General features: G+C 53.2%; 16 protein-coding genes. 1 reads left to right on the forward strand and 15 read right to left on the reverse strand.

Annotated elements, in window-relative coordinates; all coding sequences use genetic code 11:
• Positions 1-82 precede the first annotated feature (82 nt).
• Positions 83-1,324, forward strand: coding sequence for a TIGR03862 family flavoprotein (locus M5G18_RS19725; protein WP_273897738.1), 1,242 nt, complete (start codon positions 83-85; stop codon positions 1,322-1,324).
• A 389-nt stretch (positions 1,325-1,713) separates the two neighbouring features.
• Here M5G18_RS19725 and M5G18_RS19730 read toward each other — a convergent pair whose 3' ends face one another.
• The 15 genes from M5G18_RS19730 to M5G18_RS19800 form a co-directional block, all read right to left on the reverse strand.
• On the reverse strand, positions 1,714-3,054 hold the full coding sequence (locus M5G18_RS19730; RefSeq protein WP_273897737.1) for an RNA helicase RhlE1: 1,341 nt from the start codon (positions 3,052-3,054) through the stop codon (positions 1,714-1,716).
• A gap of 122 nt (positions 3,055-3,176) precedes the next feature.
• Positions 3,177-4,040: a putative PEP-binding protein gene (locus M5G18_RS19735; RefSeq protein ID WP_273897736.1), complete on the reverse strand. Its 864-nt coding sequence runs from the start codon at positions 4,038-4,040 to the stop codon at positions 3,177-3,179.
• The gene (locus M5G18_RS19740; RefSeq protein ID WP_273897735.1) at positions 4,037-4,621 is read right to left on the reverse strand and encodes a GNAT family N-acetyltransferase; all 585 of its coding nucleotides are present in this window, start codon (positions 4,619-4,621) and stop codon (positions 4,037-4,039) included. The genes M5G18_RS19735 and M5G18_RS19740 overlap by 4 nt, the downstream gene beginning before the upstream one ends.
• Before the next feature lie 188 nt (positions 4,622-4,809).
• Complete coding sequence (locus tag M5G18_RS19745) at positions 4,810-5,802, reverse strand: nucleoside-diphosphate kinase (protein WP_273897734.1); 993 nt, start codon at positions 5,800-5,802, stop codon at positions 4,810-4,812.
• Positions 5,803-5,814: 12 nt separating this feature from the next.
• On the reverse strand, positions 5,815-6,624 hold the full coding sequence (locus M5G18_RS19750; protein WP_273897733.1) for a hypothetical protein: 810 nt from the start codon (positions 6,622-6,624) through the stop codon (positions 5,815-5,817).
• An 8-nt stretch (positions 6,625-6,632) separates the two neighbouring features.
• Positions 6,633-7,388 (reverse strand): hypothetical protein, encoded by a 756-nt coding sequence (locus M5G18_RS19755; RefSeq protein ID WP_273897732.1) that lies wholly within the window; start codon positions 7,386-7,388, stop codon positions 6,633-6,635.
• A gap of 3 nt (positions 7,389-7,391) precedes the next feature.
• On the reverse strand, positions 7,392-8,402 hold the full coding sequence (locus M5G18_RS19760; RefSeq protein ID WP_273897731.1) for a PLP-dependent cysteine synthase family protein: 1,011 nt from the start codon (positions 8,400-8,402) through the stop codon (positions 7,392-7,394).
• Positions 8,403-8,404: 2 nt separating this feature from the next.
• A complete protein-coding gene (locus M5G18_RS19765; RefSeq protein ID WP_273897730.1) occupies positions 8,405-9,769 on the reverse strand; it encodes a hypothetical protein in 1,365 nt (454 codons plus the stop codon).
• Positions 9,756-11,165 carry a PLP-dependent transferase gene (locus tag M5G18_RS19770; protein ID WP_273897729.1) on the reverse strand — a complete coding sequence of 470 codons (1,410 nt, stop codon included), beginning with the start codon at positions 11,163-11,165 and terminating at the stop codon, positions 9,756-9,758. Before M5G18_RS19770 ends, M5G18_RS19765 begins: the two co-directional genes overlap by 14 nt.
• 19 nt (positions 11,166-11,184) lie before the next feature.
• A complete protein-coding gene (locus M5G18_RS19775) occupies positions 11,185-12,045 on the reverse strand; it encodes a putative PEP-binding protein (RefSeq protein WP_273897728.1) in 861 nt (286 codons plus the stop codon).
• Positions 12,042-12,812 (reverse strand): class I SAM-dependent methyltransferase, encoded by a 771-nt coding sequence (locus M5G18_RS19780; RefSeq protein ID WP_273897727.1) that lies wholly within the window; start codon positions 12,810-12,812, stop codon positions 12,042-12,044. The genes M5G18_RS19775 and M5G18_RS19780 overlap by 4 nt, the downstream gene beginning before the upstream one ends.
• 4 nt (positions 12,813-12,816) lie before the next feature.
• Positions 12,817-13,653: a hypothetical protein gene (locus M5G18_RS19785; RefSeq protein ID WP_273897726.1), complete on the reverse strand. Its 837-nt coding sequence runs from the start codon at positions 13,651-13,653 to the stop codon at positions 12,817-12,819.
• Positions 13,654-13,690: 37 nt separating this feature from the next.
• Positions 13,691-14,401, reverse strand: coding sequence for a hypothetical protein (locus tag M5G18_RS19790; protein WP_273897725.1), 711 nt, complete (start codon positions 14,399-14,401; stop codon positions 13,691-13,693).
• Positions 14,402-14,473: 72 nt separating this feature from the next.
• Complete coding sequence (locus M5G18_RS19795; protein WP_273897724.1) at positions 14,474-14,659, reverse strand: hypothetical protein; 186 nt, start codon at positions 14,657-14,659, stop codon at positions 14,474-14,476.
• Between the two features lie 456 nt (positions 14,660-15,115).
• Positions 15,116-15,289 (reverse strand): hypothetical protein, encoded by a 174-nt coding sequence (locus tag M5G18_RS19800; RefSeq protein ID WP_273897723.1) that lies wholly within the window; start codon positions 15,287-15,289, stop codon positions 15,116-15,118.
• Positions 15,290-15,301 lie beyond the last annotated feature (12 nt).

The raw sequence follows: 15,301 nt of genomic DNA on the forward strand, positions 1-15,301 counted from the left end.
GCTGATTGTTTTTTGATCAGGCCTGAAGATGGTCGCTGCTGCTAGAATGCGCGGCTTATTCCGCCACGCTATTGCCGCTGCCATGACCCAGACTTCTGCCGCCCTTCCCGCTCACGTCGCCATCATCGGCGGTGGCCCCGCCGGCCTGATGGCCGCCGAAGTGCTGAGCCAGGCCGGAGTCCGCGTCGATCTGTACGACGGCATGCCCTCGGTGGGCCGCAAGTTCCTGCTGGCCGGGGTTGGCGGCATGAACATCACCCATTCCGAAGCCTACCCGGCGTTCCTCTCGCGCTACGCCGAACGTGCCCCGAACATCGCCCCGCTGCTGCGCGCCTTCGACGCCGACGCACTGTGCCGGTGGATTCAGGAGCTGGGCATCGAAACCTTCATCGGCAGCTCCGGCCGGGTGTTCCCCACCGACATGAAAGCCGCGCCGCTGCTGCGCGCCTGGCTCAAGCGCCTGCGTGACAGCGGCGTGGTTATCCACACCCGCCACCGCTGGCTCGGCTGGGATGAAAGCGGCGCGCTGCGCATCGACAGCCCGGAGGGCGAGAAAACCCTCAACCCCGACGCCACCCTGCTCGCCCTCGGCGGCGGCAGCTGGTCGCGTCTAGGCTCCGACGGCGCGTGGATGCTGCCGCTGGAGCAACGCGGCGTAGGACTGGCGCCGTTGCAACCAAGCAATTGCGGCTTCGAGGTGCAGGCCTGGAGCGAAGTGATGGTCAGCAAATTTGCCGGCGCGCCGTTGAAAAATATCGCCATCGGATTGAACGACGATGTTCCGCGCTTGGGCGAATGTGTGATCACCGCGACCGGAATTGAAGGCAGTCTGATCTATGCGTTGTCGGCGCCGATTCGTGAGGCGATCAATGCGCACGGTGCCGCGACCATTCACATCGACCTGCTGCCCGGCCGGCCTGTGGATAAATTGCAGGCGGCGTTGAGCAAACCACGAGGTTCGCGTTCGATGGCCAAGCATCTGCACAGTCAGGTCGGGATTGACGGGGTGAAAGCGGCGTTGCTGCGGGAACTCACTGATGCAGCGACGTTTGCTGATCCGGCGTTGCTGGCCAGGGCGATCAAGGCTTTGCCGCTGACGCTGGTGAAAACCCGACCGCTGGATGAGGCGATCAGCAGTGCCGGTGGTGTGATGTTCGAGGCGATGGATGAGCGCTTGATGCTCAAGGCGTTGCAGGGGGTGTTTTGTGCGGGGGAGATGCTGGATTGGGAAGCGCCGACGGGGGGGTATTTGCTGACGGCGTGTTTTGCTAGTGGCCGGGCGGCGGGTCTTGGAGTTTTGGAGTGGTTAAGACGCGAGATTTGAGTCGTCCCCCTTCACCCTCATCGGAACGCCGCCCGCCCAGCCCTCTCCCGGAGGGAGAGGGAGCCGACCCCGGTGTCTGGCGTCATACATCGACCTGAAAGACCGAGTCGATTATGGATTCGGTATAGCAGGATCAGGTCGGTGTATTTCTGAAGCATCCCCCAATCAGTCCCCTCTCCATCCGTGAGAGGGAGCCGACCGAGATGTCTGGCGTCATACATCGACCTGAGAGACCGAGTCGATTATGGATTCATCGATCAGGTGCTTTTCATAACCTGAGTTCGACTCGATATTTCAGGTCGGCGTAACTCGCAAAAACAACTCGATCAGTCCCCTCTCCCCTCGGGAGAGGGCTAGGGTGAGGGGGCTTTTGATCTTTAACGCAATCTTTAAGGCTTACGCTTGCGCGGCCCGGTATTAAACACCGGCACCTTGCGCACAGGCTTGATCGAAGGCTCCGGCGCCTGAGTCTCGCCGCTGTCCACCCACTTGCCCAGATTGCGCTTGCCACCGCCACCACCGGAAGCTTTCGGCTTCTTCGGCTTCTTCGGTTTCTTGATCACCTGACCACTGGCATCGGTGTCCGGCACGCGGTGCTCCGGCACGAAGTCCGGCTCAACCTCGCGCTTCAACGTGCTGCGGGTCAACATTTCAATCGCCGACAACATGTTCACTTCATCAGCGCACACCAGCGAAATCGCCTCACCGGTCGAACCCGCGCGGCCAGTACGACCGATACGGTGAATGTAATCCTCAGCGACGATCGGAAGATCAAAGTTGACCACCAGCGGCAGGTCTTCGATATCCAGACCACGGGCCGCCACATCGGTGGCCACCAGAATCTGCACTTCGCTCAGCTTGAAACGATCCAGCGCCCGCTGCCGGGTCGCTTGCGGCTTGTCGCCGTGGATGCCGTCGGCGTTTACGCCCAGGCCCTGGAGCTTCTCGACCAGCGCATCCACACCATTACGGGTCTTGGCGAACACCAGCACCTGCTTCCACTTGTTCTTGCGCATCAGGTGCACGAACAGTTCCGGCTTGCGCTTCTTGTCCACCGTCACCACCCACTGCTTGACGGTGTTGGCGGCCACGTTGCGCGGGCTGACTTCGATGCTCTGCGGATCGTTGAGCATCTGCCCGGCCAGCAGGCGGATGTCATCGGAGAAGGTCGCGGAGAACAGCAGCGTCTGACGTCTCGAAGGCAGCGCGCGGTAAATGTTCGCCAGCTCTTCGGAAAAGCCCAGATCGAGCATGCGGTCGGCTTCGTCCAGCACCAGGGTTTGCAGCTGATTGAACTTCAGCGCGTTCTGGCGGAACAGGTCGAGCAGACGGCCCGGGGTCGCGACCAGCAGATCGACGCCGCCACGCAGCTTCATCATCTGCGGGTTGATGCTGACGCCTCCGTACACCGCGTAAGTGCGCAGCGGCAGGTTTTCAGCGTACTGGCGCACGGCTTCGTGGACTTGTTCGGCCAGCTCGCGGGTCGGCACCAGAATCAGCGCACGTACCGAGTTGGCGGTGACTTTCGGCCCTTCCATCGCCAGCAGTTGCAGCAGCGGCAAGGCGAAACCGGCGGTCTTGCCGGTGCCGGTCTGGGCCGCGGCCATCAGGTCGCGACCGGCCAGCACGGCCGGAATGGCTTGCGCCTGCACCGGCGTCGGGGTCTGGTAGCCGAGCTTCTCGAGGGAGCGCAGCAAGGGTTCGATCAGGCCAAGGGTGGCGAAAGTCATGGGAGTACCAAAAAAAATCATTGCAAGAGAACAGCGGCAGGCAGTTTACCTTAATTAGGAAAAGTATCCTCAGATGCTGCCGATGCAAGCCGCTTGGCATGATTTGATTTTCACGCGGCGCTCTACATCTCCCGCTTTAAATTGCGTTTGGCCTGATTAGTCTGCCGTTTGATCTGATCGACCAGGTTTACATCTTCCAGGTCCAGAAACGCCGGGTTATCCGACAGTTCCGGCAATTGACCATAGTGCAAGGAAACATAATTCACGTCTTCCTGGCAGATCCTTTCCAGGATAGGCGCGGAAAACTTGCCCGCCACCCCGTACTCGCATGCCCCGGAAACATCGGCAATTGCCAGATGAATCAGACGCCACAAAGCCGGGTGCAATTTTATGGCATCGGTCCCGCGATCCTGACCGAGCGTCAAACAGGAAAGATCATTCAGACCGAACACCAGATTGCTCGCACCGCTGTTGATGAAGTGTTCGACCTCAAGCAACGCGGAGGGTACTTCCAGCATTGTCCCGAACCTGTTTGGCCAATGCATGGTCTTGAGTGCCGACGCAAAATGGTCGAACTCGGTCCGATCCTGGATGAAGGGAAAAATGATATGCAGATTGTCGAAACGTGCAGCGAGCGCCCCCAATATCTCCAGCTCGATCCGGAACGACTCGGGATCAACTCGGGCACGCCGCAGCCCCCTGATACCCAGCATCGGATTCTGTTCCACGAGATAGGTCTTTTCCGCCGTAAGCGTAGCAGCCTCATCAGCCCACAAGTCGGCCAGGCGATACCAGACCGGCTTACCTTGAAACAACTCGCAGACCGCGCTCACGTACCGGGTAAGCGCCTCTTGAACAGAACGCTCCTTCAGTCCGGCCCCATACCTGCGCAGGACAAACTCGCTGCGCAGCAGACCTACTCCGGAAAAGAACTTCGCGACCGCTGGCGCAGGCAGCTCACCACTTAATGACAATCTGAAATTCATCTGACCCTCGTCGAGTATCCATCGCAGTACAAAAAGCCGAAATGATCAGCGGCCATGAATCCAAATCGTTTGTAGAACTCAATGACAGAGCCCTTCTCCAGCATGATAAAACCCATGCGGCTTCGGACGACTTCCGATAACCCGAGCACTTGATTGACCAGCCGTTCACCGAACCCGCGACCACGATACGCAGCCATCACAAACACACCAAACAACAGGAAGTCCCGGGCACCTGTCGCGTTTCGAAAAAAAACCACTGCGGCGCCCCCGGCGACCTCTCCCTCAGGGGTGCGCAGTATCAATGTCTGCCCCTGGTGACAATCCTTCAACAACCACAAAGGCACGGACGTCAAACCGCACTGGCGCTGCGAACACTGGTAGCGTTTCAGCAAGGCCGAAGCGGTGAAGTCATTCGTCAGTTCACAGCGCCAACCATCGGGCCACGCGCCTTGCCGACGGTCGCCCCATGCGGACTCGACAGGTACAAATCCTCCCGAAAGCGCGACTACGTTTTTGAATCCCTCTCTGGACAGAAAAGCAGAAGTAGAGCTGGCGGCCCTCGAAGGTACCTTTACCAGCAATCTGGCTCCCTCCCGACACCACAATCGGCGTCTGCGCTTGAGCACTGCCAGCGAATCAAAATACAACGTACGCCCCTGGGAACAGAGACCACGCTGCGAACGCGTCAAGTGCCGGATGTGGAACAACCAGTCGGACCATCCCGCATAGTGGCAACGTCCCAGGTGAAGGACAGGACCGGCGTGACGAATCATCCAGCGGTAACCGTGTGATAAGCAGCGAGAACATGCAGCGCCTGTTCCTCCCAATGATCAAGGACAAGCCCCGCTGTACCGAATGCATGGCATAGCTCTTGCGATACATCGACCTTGAACAGCGCCGGATCGCATGCAGCAATCATCGTATGGGTCATGCACACCAACCGATACCGATAGAGAGACTGCTTGAGCGATGCATTGTCCATCACTCCGTCCTTGCTGTTTTCATGCAGCGCGATGAAGTCCTTCTTGAACGGTGCAAGGGCCGACCACAAAAACCCTGCCTGATCTTGAGCCGCTTGCCGGGAAACATCCTTCGACAACTGGCGCAATCCATCGATCAACTTCAACAATTGATGTTTGTTGGCGAAAACGGGACTGCCATACAGACACGCTACTCCTCTTGCCAGAATGCTCGGTAATCCACTGAAGACCGAAGATGCCCTCTCCTCCCGGGCGTGCTGCCCCAGCAAACAGAGCGCATCGTTGTCCAGGGCGGCGTCCGCCAGATGTTTGATCCGGACAATGAACTCCGGACCAAACACTAGCTGCAGCTCATGTTCGACACCCTCGTTGTCGTCTGGACTGTGTACCACCGACAAACTGCGCTCGCACCATGCGGTGAGTGCTCGCAGTTTCCCGGCTTTTGGCTCAGCCATGCGACTGCTGCCTTTGAGGGATGCAATGTAAGGCTGAAGTCCCTGCGGGCGGGCTTGACGGGATCGGACGGCCAGCACGACTGAACCGCCTGCCGTAAAGGAGCGAGGTGAGAGCCAGTTCGACAGCGTCCTGCTCTCCCCGCGGTCGTGGGTGATGCGGTCCTGGTAGAGCAACAGCACCTGTGGCATCGAAAACCGATGAGACATCGCAGCAACCACATAGATATCGGCATCTTTCAAAGCCTCAAGGATGGGCTTGAGTAAATCCTGGTTTATGGCATCCGGCGTTACCGTAATCAGCCCCAGTTCTTTGTCAGGCGTAGGCATATGTTCCTCTCACTACAAGTTTCGGCTGATGCCCCGGGAAATAGTCTGGCAAAGCTCGAATGCCTCTTGCGGTGCAATTTCATCGACAATCGAGTACAAAAAACCACGCGAATGGGCCAATGCTTCATCGCTCATGTCCAGGCCATATTTTTTGGCGAAGCCGTAGATCGGAATATCTGCGGCGCGCTGCGCCAGCCGTACCGAGTCGAGGGTTTCCTGAAAGGAATCACGCCATATTCCGATGTTTCTGTCAGAGTCGAATTCCATGTCGGTCATCGTAGCGAGCAGAGCGCGGAACTGGTCCTCGTCCTCGGGTGGATCGATGACCGAGAAAAATTTCTGTAGCGCTACAAAGTGCGAAGGGCTTGAAAAGTGGTCGGCGATGATGATGTCCAACGCGTACTCAACAGCACTGTGATGAAAATCAAGGCGCCTTTTCTTGGTCCAGTCTTCTGGTAGCTCGGCACTGTCAAGGAGCAACCCGGAGCCTCTGAGACCTTTATAAAAGTCTCGAAATCCGTCAGCCGAAAGCCCCATCTTGCTGTAGGCCCAGCCACATTTTCTTTTCTCCAGCTTCGACCAGTCGCTGCCGTAATGAATGATCCAGTCAGCAATCAGGTGAGCCTTTATTTCTCGGAATGGCTGTGGTTTTTCAGCATTGGTTGCGCAGGCACTGGCGGTCCTCAGAATGTGTTGATAAGCCCAGTCATGGCAATGAAAGATATTCGGGATGAGCATCGTCAGAAATTTTCGAGTGTATATATCCGTCGACGAAAACTCTCCACTTAACTCCGCTACGTAACAATGTCCAAGCGTGTCCATGGTCGCTCCTATATACGATTGGACAAGGTACGGGAACGGACAAACTCGATGCATTCACCCAACATGGATGTCATGTCTTGATCCGATATCTGCGCCAGCCCACGGTCAATGCATGAAGCAAGCAAACTTAACGATTGGGGAGATTGAGCCAGCCCAAACTTCTTCAGCCCAGCAAACAATACCCACTCGCCGGTATTTCCAGCGCGCCCTACCCGCTCCTGAAAACTTTTCAAGTCATGGCGAAACACTTGACCGTCCATATCAAATTTATCAGCCATAAACCCCAGATTCTGCGCCAACTGCCTCGTATCTATCGCGCTGACGCCCTGCTGGACGGTGCGAAAGTAGCGCTCCACCGGTTGATTTCGGGAAATCCAGGTATCAATCGAATACTCGACCATCGTATGTGAGAAGCCCCGGTAAGAGTCTCTCTCGATCAAGGGATTTCTCATTCCTCGGGATTCGGCTGTGGCAAAGAACTCATCGTACAGCTTGGAAAAAATGCCCATTTTTCTATACGCCCAGCCTTTCCGCGCTCTTTCATCTCCCGGGCCGTAGTGCACCCACCAATCAGCCAACAAATGCGAGACTGCAAGCTCTTGGCTTTCAGAGCGTTGGCGTGGAATAAAACACTGTTGATAGCCGATATCATGGCCACGCGCATAATCCGGAAAAGTAATATAGCCGACGCCTTCACCGTATATATCTTGACTTGACCAGAGCTTACAACCATCAGAAATAAAGCAATGACCGGTGATATACATAGCCTACTCCTGAACAAACTCAAGCTCGCCAAAATCAGAACCGATGACAAGGCCTTTTTCTGCCCGCCACTGTGGACTGTAGATCGTACTTAAATATGACCTTCCGCCATCGGGAAGCAATGCCAGAATACGCTGATCAGTTCCTTCGTTTTTTTCAATATACTTTTTGGCCGCAGCCAGAATCGTCCCTGAAGAACCTCCCACAAATAAGCCTTCTTTCTGGAAACAATCAATGGAGGCTTCTACGGACTCCGCATCTGACACCAGGATGGTTTCGTCAATCAGCGACATGTCTGCGATATCAGGTCGAAAGTCCCCACCAATGCCTTCAATCCAGTAAGGTGAGGCGTCGACCTGTTCTTTCTGAAAATGATTGATATGTGTACTGCCCTGCGGGTCAGCAAGCACTACTCGCAATCGGCTGTTACGTTGTTTCAGGTACGTCGCAACTCCTGTCAACGTACCCCCGGTGCCCAATCCGCAGACCAGCACATCGAGCTTGTCGCCGAAGGTGTCCCAGATCTCTGGGCCCGTGGAAAGAGAGTGTGCTTCGACATTCGCCTGATTACTGAATTGATCACAAAACCAGCCGTTGGGAAGATCGCGTGCTATGCGTTTAGCCACATTGACGAAGTGCTGAGGCGAGGACGGTGCAACCGCATACGGACAAATCACCACCTTGGCACCGTAAGTGCGCAGCAAATTGATCTTCTCGGTACTCATCTTGCTGCTCATCACCGCAATCAAGGGATGATTATAATAAGCGGCCGCCATCGCGAGTCCCATAGCGGTATTGCCTGCTGTCGCTTCTACGATAACGCCGCCTTGCGCCAGAACACCGCTGGCGCGTGCGCTTTCAACCATATGAAAACCAATGCGGTCTTTGATCGATCCGCCTGGATTGAGGAACTCACATTTTCCATAAAGGTTGAATTGTCTTGAACCACTGAATTTTTCAAGTTTAAGAACAGGCGTGCGACCTACCATACTTTTTAGATCCGGAAGGATATCCATATTTACTCCCCGATAATTGCAGCCATTTCTTTTACGGTTATGGTCGACTTGTAGTCTTCATCGATAACGCCTAACTCATGCAGACGCTCAATCGCTTCCTGGCGTGCCGTCTCCTGCACCGAGTCAAATGAAGTTGACTGCCAACGCGCGATGCTCTTTACCCACTCCCGCCCCACTTTGACATGCATCAACTCATCGGCATTGGTGAAGTCCAGCGCATTGGCGGAAAACTCGTCTCCCGACAACCTTGCTTCAAGGGAAAAGCGGCGCAGGCTAGCCACCTGCTGAAGTTCTCCAAAGATATTGATCTGGGCGAATGCCGTATAAGGCTGCATGGTTGTCCGTACATCGATGCCAATTGTGCTGCAGGGAACTTCGAAGGGGTCATAGCCCGACCGGCTTAACCACTGCTGGCCCATTTCGGAGTGGCGTGCCTCATCGGAAACCAATCGCGCCAGAAACAATTCGAACTCGAAGTTTTTGCCCCCCAGGTCGAACAACACATTGGCAAATGTTTCGATGGCATCCAGTTCGTCACGTTGTGTGCGAAAGGTGTCCATGAATCTCGATACGCGCTGATTGCCACCTGGCACCGCACTCGGGAGATCGTCAGTGGAATAGTTGCGACTGTGCGAAAACACTTTCAGCCGCGGGTCTCGCCGAGCCTTGCACTGGCGCAATACAGATGTACCGGCCGGTGCAGATTGCTTCACGGAGGCTTTATCGCGTAACTCGACGAGGATCAATTCTCTGATGTATGCGGCAAACTCCTGACTCCAGGCGACAGAAACCTCACCCGCTGCATAACAGCATGAACTTTTAAACCACGTGAGGGCTTCTTCTAGAAATCTCTGTGTTTCTACAAGCATTTGTCTGGATGGCATGTCCAGGACCGGATCACTGAGCGACAGGTACTCGCTGATTTTGTGCTCAATCACTCGGAAATAGCCAAGATAGACGACACTGACAAACACAAGATCCGAACCTGCGTTCAAGGCTGTCGTGCATGAGGCGAACCCGGAAATACCCTGCCACTCTTCAATTCTGTCTTTATCGATCCTGAGTTCACTCAATCGTGTCCGAAACTTTTCGACCGACAGGGAACAGGCATAGAGGTGATGAGCCGCTTCGATTTCCAGCTCATAAGAGCGAATCGCTACTAGCGAGCCAGCAATAATGTGGCTCGCACGTCTGAGCAGATTCAGAATATCGATGAGTTTTTCAGCGGCCTGCGCAACGTTATATTCGGCGCGCATATGACGACCTGACGGTTCGAAAACAATCTCGCCCAATGCTGGAGACAGTCTCGTGAGCATTTCATTGATAGACGTCGCATGAGCGTCACTGCGCACATCAAATGGTTCCATGAGTTACCTCCCTGATTGAGTCGACTAGTTGTGCAGCAAGGCACATGACGGCACGTCGAGACTCCAGCCCCACCGATATCCTCATGTAGGAGGGAGCATTGGACTGGTTAAGTTGACTGCCTTCGTAACAGCGGATCGAGGTTTTCCTCCAGCCAAAGCCGGAACGAATATCAAATGTTTCTCCATGACGCTGACTGAACATCTGCCATTGGCAGACGACCGCACGATGACTCTCAACTAACTCGGGCGAAAAATAATCCTGTCCCTGACGAGGTATGAGCGCAAAAAAAATCAGACAACCGTGAACACCCGAACCGTTGGCAGTATCGCCAAGAAAATCACGCTCCAGCGTTCGCAACAGAGAAAGCTCCTCCTTAACCTGTGTTAATGCATCCATGAACAACTGCACGTTCAGTTGGTGAAGCTCCATACGGTAGTGGACGCAGGTGATATCCGAATGCCGGATGAAATTGAAAGCATGCTCCTGAAGATTCTGTCCTGAAAACCTGGCGATCTTGCGACAACGATCGACGCTCGAAGCCCGGCCAAAAATCAAACCTGCACTGATGCTGTTCGTGACAAACTTTGAAAGACTGGCCAAGTAGACGACATCACCCGGGTAGTTCAGTGAAACGTCGGCATCGGGAAAGCCGACGATAGTCTGATCACAAATGATCATTGGCCACTTCTTCCCAAAATCCACTTGAGAGAAATTCGGCAATGATTCTGGTGTCGGGCAATTGGTCGCCGTTTCCACCACGAGCAACTTTGGTGAAAACTCGCGCAGTGCAGACTCAAACGCCGGAATGTCCAGAAAATCAATACTATGAATCCGACAGCCGATGACATCTACAAAATGCTCAAGGACTTCATTGGTTTCAAAATAGGAGCTTTTTCCGACAAACACGGCATCCGTCGGCTTCAATCCAACAGCATTGATTGCCACCGAGATGGCAGACATTCCGCTATTGAGCAGCAGTGCCGCCTCTACATTCAGCACTGCTGCGAAGCTGCCTTCCAGTCGTCGCCTCGAACCATGTTCGTAAATGTCCCAGATCGTATTTGAGCTTTTGCCATTTGCCTGGGCCTGAGCATCGCGCCAGTATTCGTCCATGGAGGAATAACAAGTCGCAATGGTTGCTCGGGCATTCAGAATATTGGCAAAGTTTACCGCTGCAGTTTCGTATTCTGTCCAGAGCATGGCTTCCTCGGCTGCACCGATATCGGCGCCATGCTGGTGGCGTCCCCAGTACTGATCGTGAATGCGGACAACATGCTCAACCAACTCGAGTAATGAATGCGAAATTTCTGCATGACGCAAGCACGTCTCTCGCAGCTCTTCTATTATCAAACGATACAGTCTTGACAAGTAATTTATGCTGATATCCGTATTCATGCCTTTGTCCGGTAATAAATTAACGAATGGCTGGGTCACCCACTCGGGCACGAACCTCATTCTTGATTTTTTTATAGTCCAGTTCGCCATCTAGCGAACAAAAATCATCGGGAAACACGGTTTTCAAGTGACTGTAATGCACAACCACCGCATCTACGCCCGCCATATCCAACTGCTTGAAACTATCGGGCCCGATATAACCGGCGATATGTAAAGGAATATTTTTTTCCGCGGCTATTTCCACGCAATGCTTCAACAGCGTCATAACCGAGCCAGGGATTACATCAGCCGTCAATCTGTCCCTGGCTATACCCAGGCAAAGGCTGCGTAGATCATTCAAGCCCACGACAAAGAGTTCTGCGGAATTGAACTGCGCCAGATCCAGCGCCATTGCCGGCGTCTCGATCATGGCCCCGATCTTGTTAGAGAATCCAAGCGCTCGCATACGTGCGGCAAGCCTTTCGAACTGGGCGACCGAGGTGACGTAAGGAATGATCACATGCAAATTACGATTTGCCTTTGCACATTCGACCAGCATGCTGACCTCCAGATCGAAGGTGGCGGGTATCTGCAAGGCCCTGGCTGCTCCACGCAAGCCCATCATTGGGCTCTTTTCATACAACGGCACATCGCACCCTTCAAAGGTGTTTACTTCACTGCTTTCCATCTCGACGAGCCGGTACCAGATATCTTTGTTTCGTGTACATTCACCAAGTTTTCCAATGTAGTGCCGAATACCGTCTCGCACTTGTTCGCTGGTAATGTAATTACCGAACAATCGACACAGGTATTCCCCCCGAATCAGGCCGACACCTGCCACATGCGAAATCACCTGCGGGGTAACCGGCTCGCCGTTCAACCCCAGATAGCGCGCCGTCATTTACTCGCGACCATGACAGTATGGGAAAGGGGAATGCCTGGAACTTGAGTAGTTCGCTCGACGACATCGACCTGACGGAACCCGAACTCATAAAGAATTGCGGTCCATTCATCTTCCCGCAAATGAGCCCCGGGCGAATCGAGTTTTGTTTCATTCAGGCAAGTGTTAAAAAAAAGGTCGACGAACACCTGATATTCGGCGTCGAATACATCATCGATACAGTTTTCAATGACAACCAGTCTTTTTTTGGTCTTCTGAACGGCCGTGCGAATCAAGTCTCGCGGGAACTGTTCATGATGCAGAACGGTGGACAGCACAACAGTATCGGCTTCAATGCCTTCGAAACTCACGTCAATCGATTCGAATGGGCGAATTCTGTCAATCCAGGGTCGCCAAGTGTTAAGAACATCTTTTGGTCGCTCGACCAAATGCACCGGCTGCCCGGTCATTTTCTCCAGTTCGATAGCCAGTGCACCATCACCGCAGAGCAGATCCATCGTCACCCCTTCCACGTGAGGCGCAATCAATTCGGCGAGATAAGCAGAGCGGGCGTGATCGAGAACCCGATTCCAGGTATCGCGCAGCCCCGTCCGAGTAAGTTCATGGCGCAAGTGTGACAACGCCAGATGTGACGAGTGCTCATAACAGTCAAGAAAGTCACCCTCGATTCTTTTGAGAACAGAATCGGATGCCCCCATGGTTTTCAATATCGGAAAAAACTGCTGGCTGATTTGCGTCTCCAGGCTGGAAAAGACGCGCTCCCTCACGCAACTATCCATTGAATTCACCGTTCATGTCCTTGGCGACGGAAACTCCCTGCAGCAGCTTTTTTTCCACGAACACTTTCAGATTTTCTGCCGAAACATCTTGAGGAATCTGGACAGACAAATAAAAAGCCAGGAACTGGGGAACGTTCATCGTCCTAAGTTTTGGCAGTCGCCATTTCCACCGGTCACAACTGGCCCTGCCTAAAAAAATCTGTGCATCAGCCAAGCTGTTGAGGAAATAACACAGCTTTAAATAAGCGCTTTCGGGATCTTCAGCCTTCAGGCTTCTTTTGGTTCCTTTGACAAAATCCTCGCTCTCCATCAGATGAAACAGCGCATTCCATGAGAAGAACGCGTCCTCGTCAAATCGAGCTTTCACTGAAGCGAATCCCGATTCATTGAAGAACGGTTTACCGATTCTGAAGCGATGCAGGATTTCGACAGCCTTGTCCCTGGGGACGTCACCCAACGACCGATAGTTTTCATGCAGGGACTGACGACTGATCGGTTTGAGGCGGTCCAGTGAATCAAACAACTTCAGCAAGTTTTCCTTGGCATGAAACTCGACATCGAATGACACACCCTCGACTTCGATGTACTGAATTCCAAACTTATAATTGTGCTGATCGTTTTTTCTTTCGCTGTCAAAATCCGCAGCGCGTCGCTGCAGGGAATCTGCAGTGGTCAACACATAGATATCAAAATCGGAATCTTCGTCGCCCAGTCCATCGAATAGAGAACCGCTGGCATAGCCAATGTCATCAGGCGCCAATGCGAGCACTTTGCTCAGTTGCTCAATGGCTCGTTTTATTTTTGGTTTATTGAAAACCCCATTGATCATATCGAGTTCCCCTCTCTGGGCTTGCCCAAGTCCGTGGTCAGTTTTGTTTTATTCGTTGTTTGGCGATATTTTTTAATGGCTCGTCTCCGACCCGATGCAGCGTGCCAAAAAAACCACCCCAATCGACTTCGGAAAACGACTCGAAAGCATCGATGACATTCGACTGGCAAGCAGAGGCTTCATACAATCGCGCGTCGACCGGCACACATTGAATCAATGGTGTACTCTTGCGAAAAATGACGGGCTCATTTTCTTTACGCAGTTTTATTACGGTAATAAGCGGGCCATGCCATCGTTCACTTTCAATGACGCCTTCAATCACTTCATAGGCACTGCGCTGCGGGTGATTGATCGGCCCTCTTACTTGCAAGGCAATATGTTGCGAGCTGCGTACTGAATAACCGAGCCAGATCTGAATACAGCGTTCTTCCGGCAATGCGGTCAAAAAAGGAGGCGACGCGCCCTGATGAGCACCAAGCCGGGAGTCTACAAGACCGGCCATCCCTGGAAGTTGGGCACTTTCCAGAACATACCATTCGGTAAATGCTCCATAGCTCCAGAGAATTCGGTCCTCTTTGAGGACGACAGCGAAGTCTATGGGCGCATAAAACAACCAACCAATTTTGGAGGCCATTTTTACAGGGCGACAATAGCGCAACGCACGCGCACTTAATGCATGTTCGGCAAAGCCGGCTTTGACAGGATCCGGAGCGTCAGGGTAAATCCTGCAAAGATCAAAATTTGACATCTAACCTCCATAAATCCCTTTTGAGGCAAGTAATGCACCTCCCCTCCATGGGGAAAGGAGGCGCACCGGTACTTACTTGACCTTCTCGTGCCAAGCGCCACCACCGCCTACGGAAACATAACGCTTATCCGCAACATCCGATGGCACAACAAGGTGGGTGACGATATTTTCTCCAAAAGGAGTTTCAACGCCCTGAACGAGTTCCTGAGCCTCAACTTGAGCACTGACAAGACCTTTAGCGGCTGTATTCTCAGTCATGATTTTATTCCTGATGAATGTGAGGTGAGTTTCTTTTTTTGTGACTGTTGTTGCCGGTCTAAAAGTAAACACTTGCTCCGCCGTGTCAACGAGCAGCAATCAACCGCCTGGCAAAAACCAACTCTTCGCAAGCTTGCGGCAAATATGCAAATCCATATTTTTTAAGGTTTTTTCCAAAACGCCATCATCTAAAACCTAAAAATTAAATAACACTGAAATCAATTTAGTTGGCAAAAAAAATGTAAAAAAATTGGATCCAAGCAATTTTATAGTCTATGGTTCTGCGACACACATACCTGTTCGCGTCGAAAACCTGCGAGTGCAAACTGCAAATCAAGTAACCATCCGGATACTCTACCTGTGCACTCCCGTGACCATTTTGTTAAGACTGGTACAACCCGCTCGCACCTTCATCGACTACCAATAAAAGACGAACGGGTTTCACCATCAGAGATTTCAGCTATGACAACCGACACACCCTCCGCCGATAGCAACATAGCGTTGATCGGCGACATCCGAAGGAATGTTGAGACTGACAATACATTCCGTCAGACCAAACGGAGTTTGAACTTCGTCTGCCTGGATCTCGTTTTCGACCTCATCACATCCTTTTTCAAGTTCTTTACTCATAGTGTTCTCCAT

It is taken from the genome of Pseudomonas aphyarum, assembly GCF_028657055.1.
Lineage (GTDB): Bacteria > Pseudomonadota > Gammaproteobacteria > Pseudomonadales > Pseudomonadaceae > Aquipseudomonas > Aquipseudomonas aphyarum.

Coding starts and splice junctions, on each gene's coding strand:
- M5G18_RS19725 (WP_273897738.1), top strand. CDS start 83: ATGACCCAGACTTCTGCCGCCCTTCCCGCTCACGTCGCCATCATCGGC.
- M5G18_RS19730 (WP_273897737.1), bottom strand. CDS start 3,054: ATGACTTTCGCCACCCTTGGCCTGATCGAACCCTTGCTGCGCTCCCTC.
- M5G18_RS19735 (WP_273897736.1), bottom strand. CDS start 4,040: ATGAATTTCAGATTGTCATTAAGTGGTGAGCTGCCTGCGCCAGCGGTC.
- M5G18_RS19745 (WP_273897734.1), bottom strand. CDS start 5,802: ATGCCTACGCCTGACAAAGAACTGGGGCTGATTACGGTAACGCCGGAT.
- M5G18_RS19750 (WP_273897733.1), bottom strand. CDS start 6,624: ATGGACACGCTTGGACATTGTTACGTAGCGGAGTTAAGTGGAGAGTTT.
- M5G18_RS19755 (WP_273897732.1), bottom strand. CDS start 7,388: ATGTATATCACCGGTCATTGCTTTATTTCTGATGGTTGTAAGCTCTGG.
- M5G18_RS19760 (WP_273897731.1), bottom strand. CDS start 8,402: ATGGATATCCTTCCGGATCTAAAAAGTATGGTAGGTCGCACGCCTGTT.
- M5G18_RS19765 (WP_273897730.1), bottom strand. CDS start 9,769: ATGGAACCATTTGATGTGCGCAGTGACGCTCATGCGACGTCTATCAAT.
- M5G18_RS19770 (WP_273897729.1), bottom strand. CDS start 11,165: ATGAATACGGATATCAGCATAAATTACTTGTCAAGACTGTATCGTTTG.
- M5G18_RS19775 (WP_273897728.1), bottom strand. CDS start 12,045: ATGACGGCGCGCTATCTGGGGTTGAACGGCGAGCCGGTTACCCCGCAG.
- M5G18_RS19785 (WP_273897726.1), bottom strand. CDS start 13,653: ATGATCAATGGGGTTTTCAATAAACCAAAAATAAAACGAGCCATTGAG.
- M5G18_RS19790 (WP_273897725.1), bottom strand. CDS start 14,401: ATGTCAAATTTTGATCTTTGCAGGATTTACCCTGACGCTCCGGATCCT.
- M5G18_RS19795 (WP_273897724.1), bottom strand. CDS start 14,659: ATGACTGAGAATACAGCCGCTAAAGGTCTTGTCAGTGCTCAAGTTGAG.
- M5G18_RS19800 (WP_273897723.1), bottom strand. CDS start 15,289: ATGAGTAAAGAACTTGAAAAAGGATGTGATGAGGTCGAAAACGAGATC.